This window comes from Hoeflea ulvae, from assembly GCF_026619435.1.
GTDB classification, from domain to species: domain Bacteria; phylum Pseudomonadota; class Alphaproteobacteria; order Rhizobiales; family Rhizobiaceae; genus Hoeflea; species Hoeflea ulvae.
In genome coordinates this window covers 4,439,560-4,457,245 of sequence record NZ_JAOVZQ010000001.1, presented here as the reverse complement: position 1 = coordinate 4,457,245, position 17,686 = coordinate 4,439,560, and the positions used below count along the sequence as shown (strand labels likewise).

18 protein-coding genes and 1 other RNA gene are annotated in these 17,686 nt (G+C 61.6%); 11 read left to right on the top strand and 8 right to left on the bottom strand.

Features of this window, described 5'->3' with window-relative positions; translation table 11 throughout:
- Window positions 1-174 precede the first annotated feature (174 nt).
- The 4 genes from OEG82_RS21235 to tkt all read right to left on the bottom strand — a co-directional run bounded on the left by OEG82_RS21235 (window position 175) and on the right by tkt (window position 6,606).
- Window positions 175-1,371 carry a phosphoglycerate kinase gene (locus OEG82_RS21235; RefSeq protein WP_267614333.1) on the bottom strand — a complete coding sequence of 399 codons (1,197 nt, stop codon included), beginning with the start codon at window positions 1,369-1,371 and terminating at the stop codon, window positions 175-177.
- A gap of 110 nt (window positions 1,372-1,481) precedes the next feature.
- Window positions 1,482-3,281, bottom strand: a complete 1,800-nt coding sequence (locus OEG82_RS21230; RefSeq protein WP_267614332.1) for a potassium/proton antiporter — start codon at window positions 3,279-3,281, stop codon at window positions 1,482-1,484.
- 277 nt (window positions 3,282-3,558) lie between these two features.
- Window positions 3,559-4,569 (bottom strand): type I glyceraldehyde-3-phosphate dehydrogenase, encoded by a 1,011-nt coding sequence (gene gap / locus OEG82_RS21225; RefSeq protein ID WP_267614331.1) that lies wholly within the window; start codon window positions 4,567-4,569, stop codon window positions 3,559-3,561.
- Between the two features lie 45 nt (window positions 4,570-4,614).
- On the bottom strand, window positions 4,615-6,606 hold the full coding sequence (gene tkt / locus OEG82_RS21220) for a transketolase (protein ID WP_267614330.1): 1,992 nt from the start codon (window positions 6,604-6,606) through the stop codon (window positions 4,615-4,617).
- Between the two features lie 265 nt (window positions 6,607-6,871).
- Here tkt and OEG82_RS21215 point away from each other — a divergent pair, with 265 nt between their 5' ends.
- The 3 genes from OEG82_RS21215 to ssrS all read left to right on the top strand — a co-directional run bounded on the left by OEG82_RS21215 (window position 6,872) and on the right by ssrS (window position 7,876).
- Entirely contained in the window at window positions 6,872-7,144 is a 273-nt protein-coding gene (locus OEG82_RS21215; protein ID WP_267614329.1) for a DUF4164 domain-containing protein, read from the top strand.
- A gap of 64 nt (window positions 7,145-7,208) precedes the next feature.
- Window positions 7,209-7,577 (top strand): cell division protein ZapA, encoded by a 369-nt coding sequence (locus OEG82_RS21210; RefSeq protein WP_267614328.1) that lies wholly within the window; start codon window positions 7,209-7,211, stop codon window positions 7,575-7,577.
- A 142-nt stretch (window positions 7,578-7,719) separates the two neighbouring features.
- Window positions 7,720-7,876, top strand: a non-coding RNA gene (gene ssrS, locus OEG82_RS21205) — 6S RNA.
- A 152-nt stretch (window positions 7,877-8,028) separates the two neighbouring features.
- Here ssrS and OEG82_RS21200 read toward each other — a convergent pair.
- The 4 genes from OEG82_RS21200 to OEG82_RS21185 all read right to left on the bottom strand — a co-directional run bounded on the left by OEG82_RS21200 (window position 8,029) and on the right by OEG82_RS21185 (window position 10,942).
- Window positions 8,029-8,466, bottom strand: coding sequence for a GFA family protein (locus tag OEG82_RS21200; protein WP_267614327.1), 438 nt, complete (start codon window positions 8,464-8,466; stop codon window positions 8,029-8,031).
- Window positions 8,467-8,623: 157 nt separating this feature from the next.
- A complete protein-coding gene (locus OEG82_RS21195) occupies window positions 8,624-9,454 on the bottom strand; it encodes a quinoprotein dehydrogenase-associated SoxYZ-like carrier (protein ID WP_267614326.1) in 831 nt (276 codons plus the stop codon).
- Entirely contained in the window at window positions 9,451-10,431 is a 981-nt protein-coding gene (locus OEG82_RS21190) for a YncE family protein (RefSeq protein WP_267614325.1), read from the bottom strand. The genes OEG82_RS21195 and OEG82_RS21190 overlap by 4 nt, the downstream gene beginning before the upstream one ends.
- Entirely contained in the window at window positions 10,406-10,942 is a 537-nt protein-coding gene (locus OEG82_RS21185) for an SRPBCC family protein (protein ID WP_267614324.1), read from the bottom strand. The genes OEG82_RS21190 and OEG82_RS21185 overlap by 26 nt, the downstream gene beginning before the upstream one ends.
- 212 nt (window positions 10,943-11,154) lie before the next feature.
- Between OEG82_RS21185 and OEG82_RS21180 the strand changes: the two genes are divergently transcribed.
- The 8 genes from OEG82_RS21180 to OEG82_RS21145 are packed head-to-tail and all read left to right on the top strand — an operon-like array spanning window position 11,155 to window position 17,666.
- The gene (locus tag OEG82_RS21180) at window positions 11,155-12,342 is read left to right on the top strand and encodes an ABC transporter substrate-binding protein (RefSeq protein ID WP_267614323.1); all 1,188 of its coding nucleotides are present in this window, start codon (window positions 11,155-11,157) and stop codon (window positions 12,340-12,342) included.
- Between the two features lie 10 nt (window positions 12,343-12,352).
- The gene (locus tag OEG82_RS21175; protein WP_267614322.1) at window positions 12,353-13,339 is read left to right on the top strand and encodes a PQQ-dependent catabolism-associated beta-propeller protein; all 987 of its coding nucleotides are present in this window, start codon (window positions 12,353-12,355) and stop codon (window positions 13,337-13,339) included.
- A gap of 26 nt (window positions 13,340-13,365) precedes the next feature.
- Window positions 13,366-14,352 carry an ABC transporter substrate-binding protein gene (locus OEG82_RS21170; protein ID WP_425497660.1) on the top strand — a complete coding sequence of 329 codons (987 nt, stop codon included), beginning with the start codon at window positions 13,366-13,368 and terminating at the stop codon, window positions 14,350-14,352.
- Window positions 14,309-15,106, top strand: coding sequence for an ABC transporter permease (locus OEG82_RS21165; protein ID WP_425497608.1), 798 nt, complete (start codon window positions 14,309-14,311; stop codon window positions 15,104-15,106). Before OEG82_RS21170 ends, OEG82_RS21165 begins: the two co-directional genes overlap by 44 nt.
- Entirely contained in the window at window positions 15,103-15,696 is a 594-nt protein-coding gene (locus tag OEG82_RS21160; protein WP_267614321.1) for an ABC transporter ATP-binding protein, read from the top strand. The genes OEG82_RS21165 and OEG82_RS21160 overlap by 4 nt, the downstream gene beginning before the upstream one ends.
- 12 nt (window positions 15,697-15,708) lie before the next feature.
- Window positions 15,709-16,134 carry a cupredoxin domain-containing protein gene (locus OEG82_RS21155; RefSeq protein ID WP_267614320.1) on the top strand — a complete coding sequence of 142 codons (426 nt, stop codon included), beginning with the start codon at window positions 15,709-15,711 and terminating at the stop codon, window positions 16,132-16,134.
- Window positions 16,135-16,137: 3 nt separating this feature from the next.
- Window positions 16,138-16,863 (top strand): ABC transporter ATP-binding protein, encoded by a 726-nt coding sequence (locus tag OEG82_RS21150; RefSeq protein WP_267614319.1) that lies wholly within the window; start codon window positions 16,138-16,140, stop codon window positions 16,861-16,863.
- Window positions 16,860-17,666, top strand: a complete 807-nt coding sequence (locus OEG82_RS21145) for an ABC transporter permease (protein ID WP_267614318.1) — start codon at window positions 16,860-16,862, stop codon at window positions 17,664-17,666. Before OEG82_RS21150 ends, OEG82_RS21145 begins: the two co-directional genes overlap by 4 nt.
- Window positions 17,667-17,686 lie beyond the last annotated feature (20 nt).

Genomic DNA, 17,686 nt, shown 5'->3' with positions numbered 1-17,686 from the left:
CTTGGTCCCCGTTTGTCACTATCCTGAGGCTGCTTTAACAGATGCAGCAACGGGGAGAAAATAGGCTGGCGGGTGCTTGAATCGATTGAATATCTTTTAATCGATTGAATATACATGGCTTTTTGAAGGGCTGGGTAACCGCCATGGTCTCCCCGGGAGACCATGGCGCGGGTTTCAGCTTTTGAGGACGTCGACGCCGGGCAGGGGTTTGCCTTCCATCCATTCCAGGAATGCGCCGCCGGCGGTGGAGACATAGGAGAACTCGTCGGCCACATCGGCGTGGTTGAGGGCGGAGACGGTGTCGCCGCCGCCTGCCACCGATACCAGCAGCCCTTCGGCGGTGCGGCGCGCGGCGTGCCGGGCTGCCGACACGGTGGCGGCATCGAAAGGCGGGATTTCAAAGGCGCCGAGCGGGCCGTTCCAGACCAGTGTGTCGGCCTTGCTGATCCAGGCATTGATCGCTTCGACCGATTTCGGCCCGACATCGAGCATCATCGCATCGGCGGGAATGGCTGTGACGTCGACGGTCTCGTTGTCGGCGCCGGCCTTGAATTCGCGCGCGACGACGCCATCGACGGGCAGCACGATCGCGCAGCCCGAGGCTTCTGCCTCGGCTTCGATGGCCCTGACGGTTTCGGCCAGGTCATGCTCGCACAGGGACTTGCCGACATCGATGCCGCGCGCGGCAAGAAAGGTGTTGGCCATACCGCCGCCGATCACCAGCGAATCGACCTTCTTGACCAGGTTCTTGAGCAGATCGATCTTGCTCGACACCTTGGCGCCACCAACGATGGCCACCACCGGGCGGGCCGGGTTGCCAAGACCCTTTTCCAGCGCGATCAGTTCGGCCTGCATGGTGCGGCCGGCATAGGCGGGCAGAAGATGCGCCAGGCCTTCGGTCGATGCGTGGGCACGATGCGCCGCAGAGAAGGCGTCATTGACATAGATGTCGCCGTTTTCCGCCAGCGCCTTGGCAAAGTCGGGGTCATTGCCTTCCTCACCGGCGTGAAACCGGGTGTTCTCCAGCAGCAGGATGTCGCCCTTGACCATGGCTCCCACCGCAGTCCGCGCGGGTTCGCCGATGCAGTCTTCGGCGAAGTGAACCCGGTGGTCGAGAACATTTTCGACCACGGCCGCGATGGGATCAAGCGACATGGAGGGAACAACCTGGCCCTTGGGGCGGCCGAAATGCGCCAGAAGGATCACCCGTGCGCCCTTGCCGGACAGTTCCATGATGGTGGGCGCGACCCGTTCGATGCGGGTGGTGTCGGTGACCTTGCCGTCCTTGACCGGGACATTGAGATCAACCCGCAGCAGAACGCGCTTGCCGGAAACATCGGTGAGATCATCAAGGGTCTTGAAAGCGGGCATTGCAGGGTCCGATCGTCGTGTTGGTGTCCGGCGGGTTTTCGGCGCGAATTTACACCGCCCGGCTTGTGACGCAAGGCGGGCAGCCGAAATTCCTGTCTCCTAATTCGTCTTCAGCCGCGGCGTTTGCGGGCATAGTCCCGTATTCCCTGAATGATTTCGCGGAAATTGAGAAACAGCGGAAGCCGGGTGGCGGGGGCGACCGGTTCAAGCGAAATGCCGACCGTCTTGATGTCGCCCTTGTCATCGGTCTGGCGGACGATCAGCACGATGCGGCCGATCTTGACGCGGTCTGCATAATCGGGTCGGCCGCCCAGCCGCTGCTCCATCAATTCGGCAATGGTGAGGGATTTGTCGGCGTCGCTGAGCAGCCCCGGACCATAGGCCCGGTCGAGTTCCTCACCGGTCCGGCCCGGATCAATGGTGAAGGTGCCGAAGAATTCATTGTCGTTTTCGCCGACGGCGACCTGGGAGGCAAACAACCGGTCGAGAAGGCGGGAAAATCCCGGGGCAATGAAGAGATAGACCAGGTCGTTTTCCTGCAGCCGGCCGGCATATTGGTAGCGCATCGACTTGCCGTCGCGGATCACCAGCGAGGGCCGCGCCCAGCGCGGAATGCGTTCACCCCGCAGCACCGGGCTGTCGGCGGCGACCCGGTAGGCAAGCAATTCGTGGTTGGCGGTGCCGGGAAGATCGAGCTCGAACTTGTCGATGGCGCCGATCTGCGGCGGGACGATCAATCCCAGGCGGCGGGCAATCGGCTTGACGGTCCAGCCCTGAATGGCAAGCGACACCATCACCACGATGAAGGCTGTGTTGAAATAGAGCTGGCCGTTTTCGAGATTGCCGAGAATCGGCAGGATTGCCAGCAGGATCGACACCGCGCCGCGCAGGCCGACCCAGGCCACGAAGCCGGTCTCGCGCTGGGTATAGTCGAAGGGCAGCAGGCACAGCCACACCGCCAGAGGCCGGGCAATGCAGACCAGGAAGATCGCCAGCGCAACGGCCGGCAGGATGATCTGCGGAAACTGCGACGGTGTCGCCAGCAGGCCGAGCACCAGGAACATGACGATCTGCGCCAGCCATGTCAGGCCCTCCTGGAAGCGCATGATCGAGGCCTTGGGCCGGATCTTCTTGTTGCCGGCATAGATGCCGGCCACATAGACCGCGAGGAAGCCGCTGCCGCCAATCACCGAAGTGAAGGCGAAGACCAGCAAGGCCAGCGCCAGCACGAATATCGGGGCGAGTCCGCGTTCCACCGCAACACGGCGGATGATAAGAACGATGAGAACCCCGCCGGCAAACCCGAGCAGCAGACCGAGGCCGATCTGCTTGACGAACAGCATGAGCAGATCCAGCCCGGCGCTTTCCAGCCCTTCGCCGCTGGCGATGATGGAGACCAGCGCCGCGGTGAGGAAAATCGCCATCGGGTCGTTGGTGCCGGATTCGACTTCCAGCGTCGAGCGCACCTTGTCGCGGATGTTGATGCCGCCGGTGCGCAGCAGGAAGAACACTGCGGCGGCGTCGGTGGAGGCGACGATGGAGCCCAGCAGCAGGCCTTCGAGCCAGGAAAAATCCAGCAGGAAGCGCGCGGCGGCGCCAAACAGGATGGCGGTGAACAGCACCCCGAGGGTGGCCAGTGTCAGGGACGGCACCGCCGACTGCCTGAATGATTGCAGCGAAGTGCCGTAGCCCGAATCAAACAGGATGATCGCAAGCGCGATCGATCCGAGCATGAAGGCGCCGGAATTGTTGCTGAAATCGATGCCAAGACCATCGACCCCGGCAAAAAGTCCGATGAGCAGGAAGAGAAGCAACAGCGGTGCGCCGAACCGTTCGGCGAGGAGACTGGAAAATGCAGCAATGAGAATGAGTGACATCGATGCCAATGTCACGATGTAGAAAGTGTCCAACCTTTGTCCCTTGTTCTGGCGCCACAGGTGAGCCGCAAGAAGTCAATCGATTTCAATTATGAAAGATGGCGGCACCCGGAGCAATGTCCCGAAGGCCGAAGCCGGGACATTCACGCGCAAACAAGGTGAGAGTTTGTCAAAATGAGCAGATATGCGAGCCCGGCTCGCAAAATTTCCGAACCGATCGAGGCCGGAATCAGCACCGCCGCCGTTGGTTCAAACGGCGGCGGCGCAATCGTCACAAATCCGGTCGGATCAGCGGGGCTGATTCGAGGGCCTAGATGAGCTTTGCCATGGCAACCGCGGTGTCGCCCATGCGGTTGGAGAAGCCCCATTCATTGTCATACCAGGTCAGGATCGAGCAGAAGGTGCCGTCCATGACCTTTGTCTGGTCCATGTGGAACACGGACGAATGCGGGTTGTGGTTGAAGTCGATCGAGACATTCGGCTCGTCGGTGAAGCTGAGGACGCCCTTGAGCGCGCCATTGGCGGCTTCGCGGATCGCAGCGTTGATCTCATCGACCGAGGTCGAGCGCTTGGCGATGAACTTCAGATCGACCACCGAGACATTCGGGGTCGGCACGCGGATCGACATGCCGTCGAGCTTGCCGTTGAGCTCGGGCAGGACAAGGCCGACAGCCTTGGCGGCGCCGGTCGAGGTCGGGATCATCGACATGGCGGCTGCACGGGCGCGGTAGAGGTCCTTGTGCATGGTGTCGAGTGTCGGCTGGTCACCGGTGTAGGAGTGGATCGTCGTCATCATGCCTTTTTCAATGCCGATGGCATTGTGCAGCACATGGGCGACCGGCGCCAGGCAGTTGGTGGTGCAAGAGGCATTGGAGACGACCAGGTCGTCCTTGGTCAGCACATCGGTGTTGACGCCGAAGACGATGGTCTTGTCGGCACCGGCGGAAGGTGCGGACACCAGAACCCGCTTGGCGCCGGCTTCGAGGTGAAAAGCGGCCTTGTCGCGGGCGGTGAAGATGCCGGTGCATTCCATCACGATGTCGATGTCGAGATCGGCCCAGGGCAGGTTTTTCGGGTCGCGTTCGGCGAAGACCTTGAAGGAATCGCCGCCTTCGATCTTGATGGTGTCGCCGTCGACTTCAACGGTCTTGGGGAACTTGCCGTGGATCGAATCCCAGCGCAGCAAGTGCGCGTTGGTTTCAACCGGGCCGAGATCGTTGATGGCAACGATGTCGATGTCCTGGCGGCCGGATTCATAAATGGCACGCACCACGTTACGGCCGATACGGCCAAATCCGTTAATCGCAATCCTGGTTTTCATGCTGTTTCTCCGTCTTGGGTCAGCGAGCGCCTGTCTTGGATAAGATCAGGCCTTGTCATGCAGGCGGGCTTCAACCGCAGCCACTGCGGCCTCGGCAGTGATGCCGAAATGCTCGTAGAGTTCCTTGTAGGGTCCGGATGCGCCGAACCCGGTCATGCCGACGAACAGGCCGTCCGAACCGATGAAGCGGTCCCATCCCTGGCGAATGCCGGCTTCGATGGCGATCTTGATGGTGGAATCGCCGATCACCGCCTTTTTATACTCCACGCTCTGCTCTTCGAACAGTTCGAAGCAGGGTACGGAGACGACGCGGGTGGTGTGACCATTCGCCTCAAGCTGCTGCCGGGCTTCCAGCGCGATCTCGATTTCCGATCCCGAAGCGAAGATCGTCACTTCGGCTTCGCTGACGGAGACCAGATCATAGGCGCCATAGGCGCAGAGATTTTCTTCGGTGTAGTCGGTGCGCACGGTCGGCAGGTTCTGACGCGTCAGGGCAATGCCGCTGGGGCGCTTTTGCGATTCAAGCGCGATGTGCCAGCATTCTGCTGCTTCCACGGCATCGGCCGGGCGGAACATCAGCAGGTTGGGGATGGCGCGCAAGGCGGCCATCTGTTCGACCGGCTGGTGCGTCGGGCCGTCTTCGCCAAGGCCGATGGAATCATGGGTCAGGACGTGGATCACCCGGATGCCCATCAGGGCCGCCAGGCGGATCGAAGGCCGGCAGTAATCCGAGAAGATCAGGAAGCCGCCGGAATAGGGGATCAGGCCACCATGCAGGGCGATGCCGTTCATGATTGCGGCCATGCCGTGTTCACGAATGCCGTAATGGATATAGCGTCCGGAAAAATCGTCCGGCGTGATCGCCTTGGTCTGGCTGGTGCGGGTATTGTTGGAGCCGGTGAGATCGGCCGAACCGCCGATGGTCTCGGGCACCACGCCATTGATGACTTCCAGCGCCATTTCCGAAGACTTGCGGGTGGCAACGGTCGGCTGATCGTCGGCGAGCTTGCGCTTGTAGGCAAGGATGGCCGGCTCGAGTTCGCCCGGCAATTCGCCGGTCATGCGGCGCTCAAAGGACATCCGCACATCATTTTCGGTTCCGGCGAGGCGTGACTCCCAGGCTTTCCTGTCCTTGACCGAGCGCAGGCCGGCCAGGCGCCAGGCGTCGAGAATGTCGGACGGGACGACGAAAGGCTCGTCGCTCCAGCCAAGGGCTGCGCGGGCGCCGGCGATTTCCTTGTCGCCGAGCGGCGAGCCATGGGCGCCGCTGGTGCCGGCCTTGCTGGGTGCGCCAAAGCCGATCACGGTCTTGGCGGCGATCAGGGTCGGCCGGTCGGATTTCTGCGCGGCCTCGATGGCCTGCGCGATCGCATCGGGATCGTGACCGTCAATGTCGAGCGTGTTCCAGCCGGAGGCCGCGAAGCGGGCGAGCTGGTCGGTCGAATCCGTAAGCGAGACCGGACCGTCGATGGAGATCGAATTGTTGTCCCAGATGACAATCAGCTTGTTGAGCTTGAGGTGGCCTGCCAGCGAAATCGCTTCCTGGCTGATGCCCTCCATCAGGCAGCCGTCGCCAGCCAGCGCATAGGTGTGGTGTTCGACCAGGTCGGATCCGAACTCATTGGCGAGCTTGCGCTCGGCAATCGCCATGCCGACAGCATTGCCCAGGCCCTGGCCGAGCGGGCCGGTGGTGGTTTCAATGCCGGCAGCGTGGCCATATTCGGGATGGCCGGCGGTCGGTGAGCCGAGCTGGCGGAAATTCTTGATATCTTCGAGCGAGATATCGTCATAGCCAAGCAGATACAGCAGCGAATAGATCAGCATCGAGCCGTGGCCGGCCGACAGCACGAAGCGGTCGCGGTCCGGCCAGTCGGGCTTTTTCGGATCAAAGGTCAGATAACGGGAGAACAGCACTGTGGCCACGTCGGCTGCGCCCATCGGCAGGCCGGGGTGCCCGGATTTGGCTTTCTCTACAGCATCCATGGATAGAAACCGGATTGCATTCGCCATCCGGTCGTGTTTTTCGCGTGAAATCATGATGGTTCCGCCAGTCGCGTTCAGGTCAGGTCCGGGCCGAAAGCAGTCCGGATCGAAGGCCGCGCACAAATAGCAGTTGCTTCGCCGGAGTCAACAAAGGCGTGGCATGCAAACGCCTCAGGCCACATTCGGGCCGAATGTTCAGGACTGGGGATGCAGGGCTCGGTTTTGTTGACGCATAGTTGCGCTGATGCGTAAACTGGCCCCCACAAGTATCCGGAATTCAAGCGATTCGGCTTGTAGTCCAGATCCAGGGAAGCCACCGATGCCTGCCGAAAAAACATTGAAAACAGCACTTGAGGCGTTGAACAAGGCTTTGAATCAGCTTGACAATGAGGTTGATCGGCAAGTCGAGGCCACGCGCAGTTCGAGCGAGAGCGCTGCGGAACTCGACCGGATGATCGAGGACCGCTCGCGGATCGCGCTCGAGCTGGACCAGGCGCAGGACCGGGCGAACCGTCTGGAAGAGGCCAATCGCGAGGTGTCGCGCCGGCTGGTGACGGCCATGGAAACAATCCGGGCGGTGTTAGACCGCTGATAGACGCGGAACGGGCCGGAGACAGGCCGGATCGCCCATGCTGATGCAGTACAGGACATGTTGAATGGCACAAGTCACGGTTACCATTGACTCCAAGACCTACCGCATGGCCTGCGAAGAGGGACAGGAAAAGCATCTCACCGAGCTTGCCGGCCGCTTCGACCGCTATGTCGGCCATCTCAAGGGCGAGTTTGGCGAAATCGGCGATCTGCGGATCACCGTGATGGCCGGGATCATGGTGATGGACGAATTGCACGAGCTGCAGCGGCGGATGCGCGGACTCGAGGCAGAGGTCGAAACCCTGAAGAAGACCCGCGACAATGCGCTGAGCAAGGTCGACAAGGTCGACAGCGATATCACAGAGGCGCTGATCGAGGTGGCCGGCAAGGTCGAGAAGATCGCCGGCAAGCTGGCGGGCGGGACTGACCATTAGGTCCGCCTGGGACGACCGGTTCCGCCGCGATTTGCGGGCCGGAGATTTGGCAGAAATCCCCGTCACATGATCCGAAAATCGCGGTTGTGCGATTTCCCGATTTGCGCATTGGCGGAAGCCACGCGATGACCTATATACAGCAAGCGATCTGCGCCTCACGACAGGATACACGAACCCTGGGGCCTTAATTGATCCATAGGGTGCTGTCCCTGACCGGACTCGTGGGTCCGGACACATGGCGCCCACCTACGTTGTAGGTTCCCAGGATCAATACATCCATCGGTTGTCGTGGATCGCACCTTCCCAGCACTCCGGCGTCGCCCCTGGCTCGAACCGTGATCCGCGCCTTCGCGCGAGATCTGCCGGCATGCCGGCGCGAAACGGGCAGGGGCGGGCGGCCAATGCCGACCACACCCCTGCATCGCCTTGACAGGCCTTGGCGGAACACGCTTCAGGCAGGCGAGGGCCAGACAAAATCGGACCGCAACCCTTCGCTCACCGGTCGGCCGTCGCTCGGTCTGGGCACGCCGGTCGACGGGTCATAGAACGCGTGATAGCTGGCTGCCGGAAACGACCCGTCATAGCCCATCAGATTGGGCACGATCGCCCGGATGCGGTTCTGCTTGTCGTCGAGCATGATCGGGGTGCCGCATTCCTGGCAGGTGCACAATTCGAGCGGACCATCGGGATTGCTTGCATTGAAGGGCTGGCGGTTGAGTTTGTCGGGGTGGTCGACGGCCAGGTCGTCATGCTTGAAAAAGGCGACATGGGTCGTCGGCTGGCCGGTGACGCCCTTGCAGACGGAACAGTGACAGGTGTGATTGTCGATGGGTTCGGCATCGGCATGTGTATGAACATGCGCGCAGCCGCCCTCATATTTGTGTGACATGGTGTCCTCCCTACAGAAATTGAATATTCCGCACAGTACGTGCCGGTATATTTGAGCCGATGGAGGACAGTTTAGTCGATATGCACTTTAGCGCCGGTTTGGGCGCAACCGGAAGACTGACGTCGCCGGAATTTTATTTGGCGCTGCATGTATTGGTTCAAAAACCCGGAAGCGACCGGTGCTTCGTGGTCCGGGTTCCGCCGGTATCGGTCAGCGTCACGTCGATGGATTGCGCAGATGTCGGGATCGACAGGCGGATCTCGGGGTTCTCGCTCAGCGATATGCTGCCGGTGATGCCGACGAAAGGCGCGCCGTCGAGATCGACCGCAATGGTGTCGATATAGCGTGCGGGGATGTAGAGCAGCGTGATCTGGTTCATCTGCATGCCGGAGTGGCTCGGATGCTGCACGGCGAGGTCCATGCGCTTGGCGTTGTCGAGGCCGGCCGCCGCGGATCCGGAAAGCGCTGTCTGCAGCAGCGGCGGCCTGTCCGAAAGCTGCTGCACCTCCACCGTCATGTCGCCAAGGGTGGCCAGCGCCAGTTCTGGATCGGTACCCGGCGGTGCCGAACAGGCGCCCTGGCCCGATGTCTTGACAAAGCTGTCCGCGACAAAAAGCTGCCCGCGCACGGTCCGGGCGACGACATGCAGCGGGGTCGGTCCGTTGACGCGCATCGTGATGTCGAAGAAGAACGACGACACCGGCCGGGCAAAGCGGAAGACGGCCGAAACCGGCATCGGGTTTTCGTCGAGAATGACGGTGACGCTGTCGAGCGTCTCGCCGTCGGGTGCTGTCACCGTGGCGCCGATCCGGGTGCGCGAATCCATCTCGGATCGGTAGGGCGCATCGATGCTGATCGTGTCGCCGGTCTCCACCAGGAACTGGCCGCCATAAAGCTCTTCGCGCAGATCGGGCCAGCTCGGCTCCAGCGCGTGTGCCTGGCTTGCTATCAGAACGCCGAGTGCGCCGATCACCGCAAATGCTTTCATGGCTGCGTCTCCTCCCCAAATCCCGGTGCCAGAAAACGCCCGAAGGCCCTGGGCCCGTCCCCGGTGCCGATCTCGGCAATGACCGTCAGCGTTCTGGTGTCGATCACGCTGACGGCGTTCGAAAACCAGTTCGCGACGACGATCCGGCTGCCGTCGGCGCTTGCGTCGATCCCCTCCGGGTATTCTCCAACATCTATCGTCGCATGGACCTTCAGATCGTCAAGGCCAAAGACACTGACAGTATCGGCATATTGATTTGTAACAAATCCGGAGCCTGCGGCAAAGGAAATAGCGTAAGGCCGCTCGCCGACGGGAACCGTGCCAATGATCTGTCCTGTATCCGGATCAAGAACTGTTACGGAATTGGAGCCGACATCTGCAGTATAGATCCGGCCACGCGGCCCGACCGAAATTCCGAATGGCCGTTCCCCGACAGCAACGCTGTGCCTTAATGTGTTGCTTGCCAGGTCGAATATCGACACCTGGTCGGCGTCCTTGTCGGCAGAGGCCAGCCAGTTACCGTCCGGATCGACCACCAGCCCCGCCGGGGCGCTTCCCGTTGGCAGTGTTGCGCGTTCCGACAGATCCGACGCGTCAAGCACCCGGATCAGCGCGTTGTACCAGTCCGAGACATAGATATGCTCCCCGTCGGGATGGACGGCCACGCCGATGGGCCCGCCCTCCAAGGCGACCGCGCGCAGCTGATTGCCCGTCAACAGTTCGAATTTGCGGACCGTCTTGGAGCCGGCGCTGACGGTGAAGAACACCCCGCGGGCGGCGTCGACCGCGATGCCTGCCGGTTCGCCCGGAACCGCAATGCGGGCGACCTCGATCTGCCGGTCAATGTCGACAATGCTGAGATCGCTGCTGTTTTGATTGGTCACGAACGCCATATCGGCCGTTGCGGGCAAGGTGCCGGCCAGCACCAGCAGCGTGATGAGGCCCGCCCTCCTAGTTGCCGGCAAAGCGTGCAGCAAGAGCGTCAAGTCCGGCCTGGTACACTCCGGACACCGCGGCAATGGCCGCCTCGTCATTGAGTTCCGGCGGTGGATCATTGTTGGGGTAGCCGCGATAGAAGGCCCCACGCCATTCGACCATTGAACCGCCGTCGCCGGCCGGCTTGACCGTGAGATGCGAGGAATAGTTGGTGACAGGCAGAACCTCGACCGCGACCTCGGTGATGCGGTAGGAATAGCTCATCTTATCGGCGGAGTATTTGTACAGGATCTCGTCGATGGTCGGACCGCCTTCCGCACCCAGCACCAGCTTTCTGGTGGCGTCGATTTCATTGCCGCCGGTGCCGGTGCTGGAAAACACGGCCGGATGCCAGCTCATGTCCTGAAAATTGCCGATCACCGCCCAGACCTCGGCCGGCGGTGCGCTGACCTCGACCGACAGGGTGACCTTCTGCCGTGTGGGGCCATGGGCCTGGGCCACCATCGGCAGGCAGACTGCTAGCAGCACGATAAGTCGCCGGCTCAGTTTCATTTTTTCACTCCAGTGGCGTCGTCGGTTGAAATTTCTCTGTCTGCGACCGCAGGTCGATCGATTGCCAGTGGGCAAGAGTAGCTGCGGCGCGCGAGAGCTGGCAATAAGCCAAAGGTCATGGTTTTGTTTTCATTCCATTTCAGTGCAACATGTCCGTGCCGGGAGGCGGGCGCTGTTTCAGGGCCCGTGGCGCAGGGAGGAAATACAGAGCCATGAGGGCAGTCGCGTATCTGTGTGCCGCAATGGTTGTGCTGGTGTCTGGGGTGATCCCGGCGCAAGCGCTCGATATCCGCGCCACGGTGCTGCGCGTCGACTATCCGACACTGCTGCCAATTTCGCGCTATGACCTGCACCCGGATGATCTGGGCTTTGCCGGGGCGGCGCTGGCCGATGAGGACAACCAGACGACCGGCACCTTTCTCGGCATGAATTTCGAAACCGCCGTGGTTGCCACGCCGCCCGAGGCGCTGACCGGGCAGCTCGACAAGATCCTGCAGGACGGCGCCGATCTGCTGGTGGTGATGGCCAATGCCGAGGATCTGCTGACCATCGCCGACAGGGCCGGGCCCGGGGTTCTGGTGATCAATGCCACGGCGCGCGATGTCGCGCTGCGCGACGACAAGTGTCGCGCCAATGTGCTGCATGTAGCGCCGAGCCAGAACATGATGGCCGATGCGGTGATGCAGTTCGCGGTGTGGAAGAAATGGCGCGAGGTCTTTCTGATCCACGGCTCCAATCCGGCGGACCATGCTCTCGCCGATGCCTATCGCAGGGCGGCGACCAAATTCGGGGCTGAGATTGTCGAAGAGCGGGAGTTTGAAGACACCGGCGGATCACGGCGCACCGATACCGGTCACGTGCTGGTGCAGCGCCAGATCCCGGTTTTTACCCAGAATGCACAAGACCATGACGTGGTGATCGCGGCCGACGCATCAGATGTGTTTGCCCTTTACCTTCCGTTTCATCTGTGGACGCCGCGGCCGGTGATGGGGTCGGGCGGCCTGCGCCCGGTCACCTTTCATCCCGCGCATGAGGCCTGGGGCGCGACCCAGTTTCAACGCCGTTTCGAGGCCCTGTCGGGCCGGTTCCTGCAGGAGGCCGATTACCAGGTCTGGCTGGCGCTGCGGGTGATCGGCGAGGCGGTGATCCGGACCAGTTCCGCAGCGCCGGATCAACTCAGGGCCTATGCGCTGAGCGATCAGTTCGACCTGGCGGCGTTCAAGGGCCGCGGCGTGAGCTTCAGATCCTGGAATGGCCAGTTGCGTCAGCCGATCCTGCTGACCGACAGCAAGATCACGGTCAGCGTTTCGCCGCAGGAGGGCTATCTGCACCAGGTTTCAACACTGGACACACTCGGTCTTGACCGGCCGGAAAGCGCCTGCACGGTGTTTGAACAATGAGAGGCATGAGATGAAGCGATACCGCAAACTTTTGCTTGGCGCCTGTGTGGCCCTCGCAGGCCTGACGTCGCAGACGCTGGCGGCCAAGGTTTTCGTCAGCAATGAAAAGGGCAACACCATCACAGTGATCGAGAGCGACACCTGGGAGCAGATCGCGGAATTCCCGGGCGGAAACCGCCCGCGCGGAATCGGCGTCAGCCCCGATGGAAAAGAGCTCTATGTCTGCGCATCCGATGACGACACGATCCGGGTGTTTGACACCGAAACCTATGAGGAGCTGTGGACGCTGCCCTCGGGGCCGGATCCGGAACTGTTTACCATCCATCCTTCGGGCGAACTGCTCTATGTCGCCAATGAGGACGACAACATCGTCACCGTGGTCAATACCGGGAGCCGGACGATCATCGCCGAGATCCCGGTCGGGGTCGAGCCCGAAGGCATGGCGATCAGCCCAGATGCGGGCTTCGTGATCAACACCTCCGAAACCACCAATATGGCGCATTTCATTTCGACCGCCGACTACAAGATCAAGCATAATATCCTGGTCGACCAGCGCCCGCGCTATGCGGTCTACACCGCCGATGGCAGCAAGCTGTTCGTCAGTTCCGAGATCGGTGGGACAGTCAGCGTGATTGATCCGAACGCCGAAGGCGGCCCGGTGCTCACCGACAAGATCAGCTTTGCCGTGTCCGGCGTCCAGCCCGAATGGCTGCAGCCGGTCGGAATGCAGGTGACAAGCGACAACAAGTGGCTGTTCGTGGCGCTGGGACCGGCAAACCGCGTTGCCGTCATCGACGTCGACACGCTCGAGGTCGTCGACTATATCCTGGTCGGGCAGCGCGTCTGGCAGATGGCGTTCACGCCCGGCGAGGAATTCCTGATCACCACCAATGGCAATTCAAATGACGTGACCGTCATTGATGTGGCCAGCCAGAAGGCCGTCAAGTCAATCCAGGTGGGGCAGCAGCCCTGGGGCGTGGCCGTCATACAGCAATAAACCACTTATCAAGGGATGATGGGATGATGTCGCTATTCGGACGGACTTTACTACCGGCACTTGCCGTGCTGGGCCTCGTCATGGGCTCCGTTGCAGCCTCTGCCCAATCCGACCTGCCGGTGATCCGGGCAGCCACGCTGAAGATCGGCACCGTGAACTGGGAGCTGGACACGATCACCCGGCACGGCTTCGATGTCGACAACGGGTTCAGGCTGGAAATGCAGCCCTATGCCGACAATGGCGCCACCCGCGTCGCGGTCGCCGGGGGCGAGGCCGACATGTTCGTCGCCGACTGGATCTGGGTGGCGCAGCAGCGGGCGGAAGGCCGGGACTATGTCTTCATTCCCTATTCCAAGGCCGTGGGTGGACTGGTCGTGTCCAATGACAGTACCGCCAGGACGCTTGCTGATCTCGCCGGGCGCAAGATCGGCATCGCCGGCGGACCGGTCGACAAGAGCTGGCTTATCCTGCAGGCCTATGCCGTGCAGGAATTCGGCATGGACCTGGCCGCCGAGACCGAACAAGTCTTCGGCGCGCCGCCGCTGATCATGAAGGCCGCCTTTTCCGGCGAGATCGACGGCGCCATCAATTTCTGGCATTTCCTGGCAAAGATGAAAGCCGGTGGCATGCGCCAGCTGATTTCGGTGGAAGAGGCAACCGCCGCACTCGGGCTTGATCCGGACGTGCCATTGCTGGGCTATGTCCTGCGAGAGAGCTTCATTGCCGAAAATCCCGGCATTGCCAAAGCGCTCTACAGCGCATCACGCAATGCCAAGGAGCTCTTGCGCAGCGATGACGCGGCATGGGACGAGATCCGTCCGCAGATGAATGCCAGCAATGATGCCCAATTCGAAACGCTGCGGGACGATTTCCGCGCGGGCATTCCTGATCCGGGCTCGGTCAACACCGAAAGCGCCGGCCAATTGCTGGAGCTGATGGCGGAACTGGGTGGCGAGCGACTTGTCGGCAATGCGACAACGCTGCCGGACGGGCTGTTTGTCGGTCTGGACTGAATTGGCAGTCCACCGCGTGGCCATCCGGATTCTTTCTCTGCTCGGGCTGTTGGGCCTCTGGACGGTGGTTGCCTGGTTCGCGGCAGATCCGCAGATCCTGCCGATGCCGCAGGAGCTGCTCGCGCCGCTGTGGACAGAGATCGCCTCGGGAGAGCTGCTGTTCCACCTCAGCCATACGGTGATCCGCGTGGTCTGGGCATTCGCCCTGGCCATGTCGATCGGGATGGCGCTGGGTCTGGTCATGGGGCTGTTTCCGAAGCTCGATCAATGGCTCGATCCCTGGCTGGTGGTGTTTCTCAATCTGCCGGCGCTGGTACTGATCGTGCTGTGCTATCTCTGGATCGGGCTGAACGAAACGGCGGCCATCATCGCCGTGACGCTGAACAAGATCCCCAATGTGACCACGGTGATCCGCGAAGGTGCCCGGGCGCTCGATCCGCAGCTTGCGGCGATGGCGCGGGTGTTCCGGATGGACCGGATCCGTGTGCTGCGTCATGTCATGCTGCCGCAACTTGCGCCTTTCATTGCCGCTGCGGCACGATCGGGCGTGGCGGTGATCTGGAAGATCGTGCTTGTGGTCGAATTTCTGGGCCGCTCGAACGGCATCGGCTTCCAGATCCATCTCTATTTCCAGCTCTTCGATGTCGCTCTGGTGCTGGTATATGCGCTGTCCTTCATCGTCTTCATGCTGGTGGTCGAATGGCTTTTCCTGCAGCCGTGGGAAACCCGTGCCCGGCGATGGAGGGGCGCATGATCAGCGTTGATGTGCGCGCCAAGCATTACGGTCCGGTGCAGGTGCTCAAGGACATTCGTTTCGATCTGGCGGCGGGGGAAACGATTGCGCTGCTCGGGCCTTCGGGCATCGGCAAGTCGACATTGCTGCGCCTGATCGCCGGCATAGATCCGAAATTCGAAGGCCGCATCGTCCGGCCGGACAAGATCGCCATCGTCTTTCAGGAGCCGACCCTGCTGTCATGGCGATCCAGCATCGACAATATCCGTCTCGTGCATCCGCATCTGACAAAACAGGCGGCCTGTGCCGCGCTGGAGGATGTCGGCCTTTCCGACAAGGCCGATCTGTTTCCCGGTCAGCTGTCACTGGGCCAGCAGCGCCGCCTGTCGCTGGCGCGCGGATTTGCCGGCGAGCCGGACCTGCTGATCATGGACGAACCCTTTGTCTCGCTGGACGCAAAGGCAGCCGATGAAATGCTGTCGCTGACCGAAAGCCTGATTGCCAAGACCCACCCGGCAACGATTTTCGTCACCCATTCGGCAAGCGAGGCGAAACGTCTTGCGACCCGCATCCTGACCCTTGGTGGTCACCCCGCAACCCTCGTAACCTAGGAGAACAAGACCATGAAGATCTTACCATTTCTGGCAGCACTCATGCTGGCCACACCGGTCGCAGCCCATGATCTCGGTTTCGCCGGCGTGCTGTCGGCCAACAACAAGGAAGACCTCGCACCGATCACATTGTCGGTCGGCAAGCCGATCGCCGAAGCTCCCTTGATGCTGAAATCGGGAACCGCCTACGAGATCGAGATCATTTCCGACGGCACCGGCGAGCTGGCGCTGGAAGGGGCCGGCTTCTTCCGCGCCATCTGGATCAATGAAATCGTCATCAACGGCCTGGAAATCCGCCCGCTCGGGATCGACAGCGTCGAGTTTGACGAGGCCGGCACCATGGAAATCGAATTTGTCGCGATCAAGCCCGGCAGATATGATCTGCACCAGCCGGGGTCCTCCGGTGAGAGCCAGCGGGTCGAAATCGTGATCGAATAATCCATGAGCACCCTGAGCGTTCAGAACGTCACCTATAAATATGGGGCCAAGACGGCACTCGACACTGTGAGTTTCGATCTTGAGCAGAGGCGTTTCTGTGCGCTGCTGGGGCCGAATGGCGCCGGCAAATCGACTTTGTTTTCGCTGCTGACCGGACTGCTGGTGGCAAGCGAAGGCACAATCCGCGTCGCCGGCCATGATCTCGCCGGTGAGCCGCGGGCGGCGCTGGGCAAGATCGGCATCGTGTTCCAGCAGCAAACCATCGATCTCGACATGTCGGTGGCGCAGAACCTGCGCTATTTCGCAGCGCTTCAGGGGCTGTCGGGCAAGACCGCCCAACGCAACATCGACGCGGCACTCGACCGGTTGGCAATGCGCGAGCGGGCGAGTGAAAAGGCCCGCAGCCTCAATGGCGGTCACCGCCGCCGCATGGAAATCGCCCGCGCCCTGATCCATGATCCGGAGGTGCTGCTGCTCGACGAGCCGACCGTCGGGCTTGATACCGCCAGCCGCCAGGCGATCACCGGCCATGTCCATGATCTCGCCGACAGCGGGCTGCTGGTTCTGTGGGCAACCCATCTGGTCGATGAAATCCGGCCGGAGGATGATGTCGTCGTGCTGCACAAGGGCCATGTGCTGGCCCATGATACCGCGAGAGCTATTTCGGGAGGCCGCAGTTTGACGGATGCGTTCATCGCGATGACAGAAACGCCGGTGCCAAGCCTGTGATGCCCTATCTGATCTCGCTCTGGGCCATCACGCGGCGCGAGGCCATGCGCTTCGTCAACCAGCGCTCGCGGTTTCTGGCGGCGCTGGTGCGCCCGCTTGTCTGGCTGGTGGTCTTTGCCGCAGGCTTCCGGGCAGCGCTCGGCCTGTCGATCATTGCGCCCTACCAGACCTACATCACCTATGAGGTCTACATCGTTCCGGGGCTGTGCGGCATGATCCAGCTTTTCAACGGCATGCAATCATCGCTTAGCCTCGTCTACGACCATGAAATGGGCTCGATGCGGCTGTTGCTGACCAGCCGGCTGCCGCGCGGTTGGTTGCTGTTCAGCAAGTTATTGGCCGGTGTGGCAGTGTCGATCCTGCAGGTCTATGTGTTTCTGGCAATCGCCGCCCTGTTCGGGATCACGCTGCCGCTCTGGGGCTATCTCTATGCCCTGCCGGCGCTGATCCTGAGCGGGCTGATGCTCGGCGCACTCGGCTTGCTGATCTCCTCGACGATCAAGCAGCTGGAGAACTTTGCCGGGGTGATGAATTTTGTCATCTTCCCGATGTTCTTCATGTCCAGCGCGCTCTATCCGCTGTGGAAAATGGCCGAAAGCTCGCCGCTGCTGCGCGACATCTGCGCGCTCAACCCGTTTACCTATGCTGTCGAACTGATCCGCTTTGCGATGTATGAACAGTTCAACGGCGTGGCACTGATCTGGGTGCTGGCTTCCTTTGCGGTGTTTCTCGCAGGCAGCATCATCGGTTACGACCCGGCCTTCGGCATGGCCAGAAAGGGGCCGGGCGGCAAACCGTCGTGACGGAAGCGTTGCTGTGCCCG

Coding starts and splice junctions, on each gene's coding strand:
- OEG82_RS21235 (WP_267614333.1), bottom strand. CDS start 1,371: ATGCCCGCTTTCAAGACCCTTGATGATCTCACCGATGTTTCCGGCAAG.
- gap (WP_267614331.1), bottom strand. CDS start 4,569: ATGAAAACCAGGATTGCGATTAACGGATTTGGCCGTATCGGCCGTAAC.
- tkt (WP_267614330.1), bottom strand. CDS start 6,606: ATGATTTCACGCGAAAAACACGACCGGATGGCGAATGCAATCCGGTTT.
- OEG82_RS21215 (WP_267614329.1), top strand. CDS start 6,872: ATGCCTGCCGAAAAAACATTGAAAACAGCACTTGAGGCGTTGAACAAG.
- OEG82_RS21210 (WP_267614328.1), top strand. CDS start 7,209: ATGGCACAAGTCACGGTTACCATTGACTCCAAGACCTACCGCATGGCC.
- OEG82_RS21200 (WP_267614327.1), bottom strand. CDS start 8,466: ATGTCACACAAATATGAGGGCGGCTGCGCGCATGTTCATACACATGCC.
- OEG82_RS21195 (WP_267614326.1), bottom strand. CDS start 9,454: ATGAAAGCATTTGCGGTGATCGGCGCACTCGGCGTTCTGATAGCAAGC.
- OEG82_RS21185 (WP_267614324.1), bottom strand. CDS start 10,942: ATGAAACTGAGCCGGCGACTTATCGTGCTGCTAGCAGTCTGCCTGCCG.
- OEG82_RS21180 (WP_267614323.1), top strand. CDS start 11,155: ATGAGGGCAGTCGCGTATCTGTGTGCCGCAATGGTTGTGCTGGTGTCT.
- OEG82_RS21175 (WP_267614322.1), top strand. CDS start 12,353: ATGAAGCGATACCGCAAACTTTTGCTTGGCGCCTGTGTGGCCCTCGCA.
- OEG82_RS21170 (WP_425497660.1), top strand. CDS start 13,366: ATGTCGCTATTCGGACGGACTTTACTACCGGCACTTGCCGTGCTGGGC.
- OEG82_RS21165 (WP_425497608.1), top strand. CDS start 14,309: ATGCGACAACGCTGCCGGACGGGCTGTTTGTCGGTCTGGACTGAATTG.
- OEG82_RS21160 (WP_267614321.1), top strand. CDS start 15,103: ATGATCAGCGTTGATGTGCGCGCCAAGCATTACGGTCCGGTGCAGGTG.
- OEG82_RS21155 (WP_267614320.1), top strand. CDS start 15,709: ATGAAGATCTTACCATTTCTGGCAGCACTCATGCTGGCCACACCGGTC.
- OEG82_RS21150 (WP_267614319.1), top strand. CDS start 16,138: ATGAGCACCCTGAGCGTTCAGAACGTCACCTATAAATATGGGGCCAAG.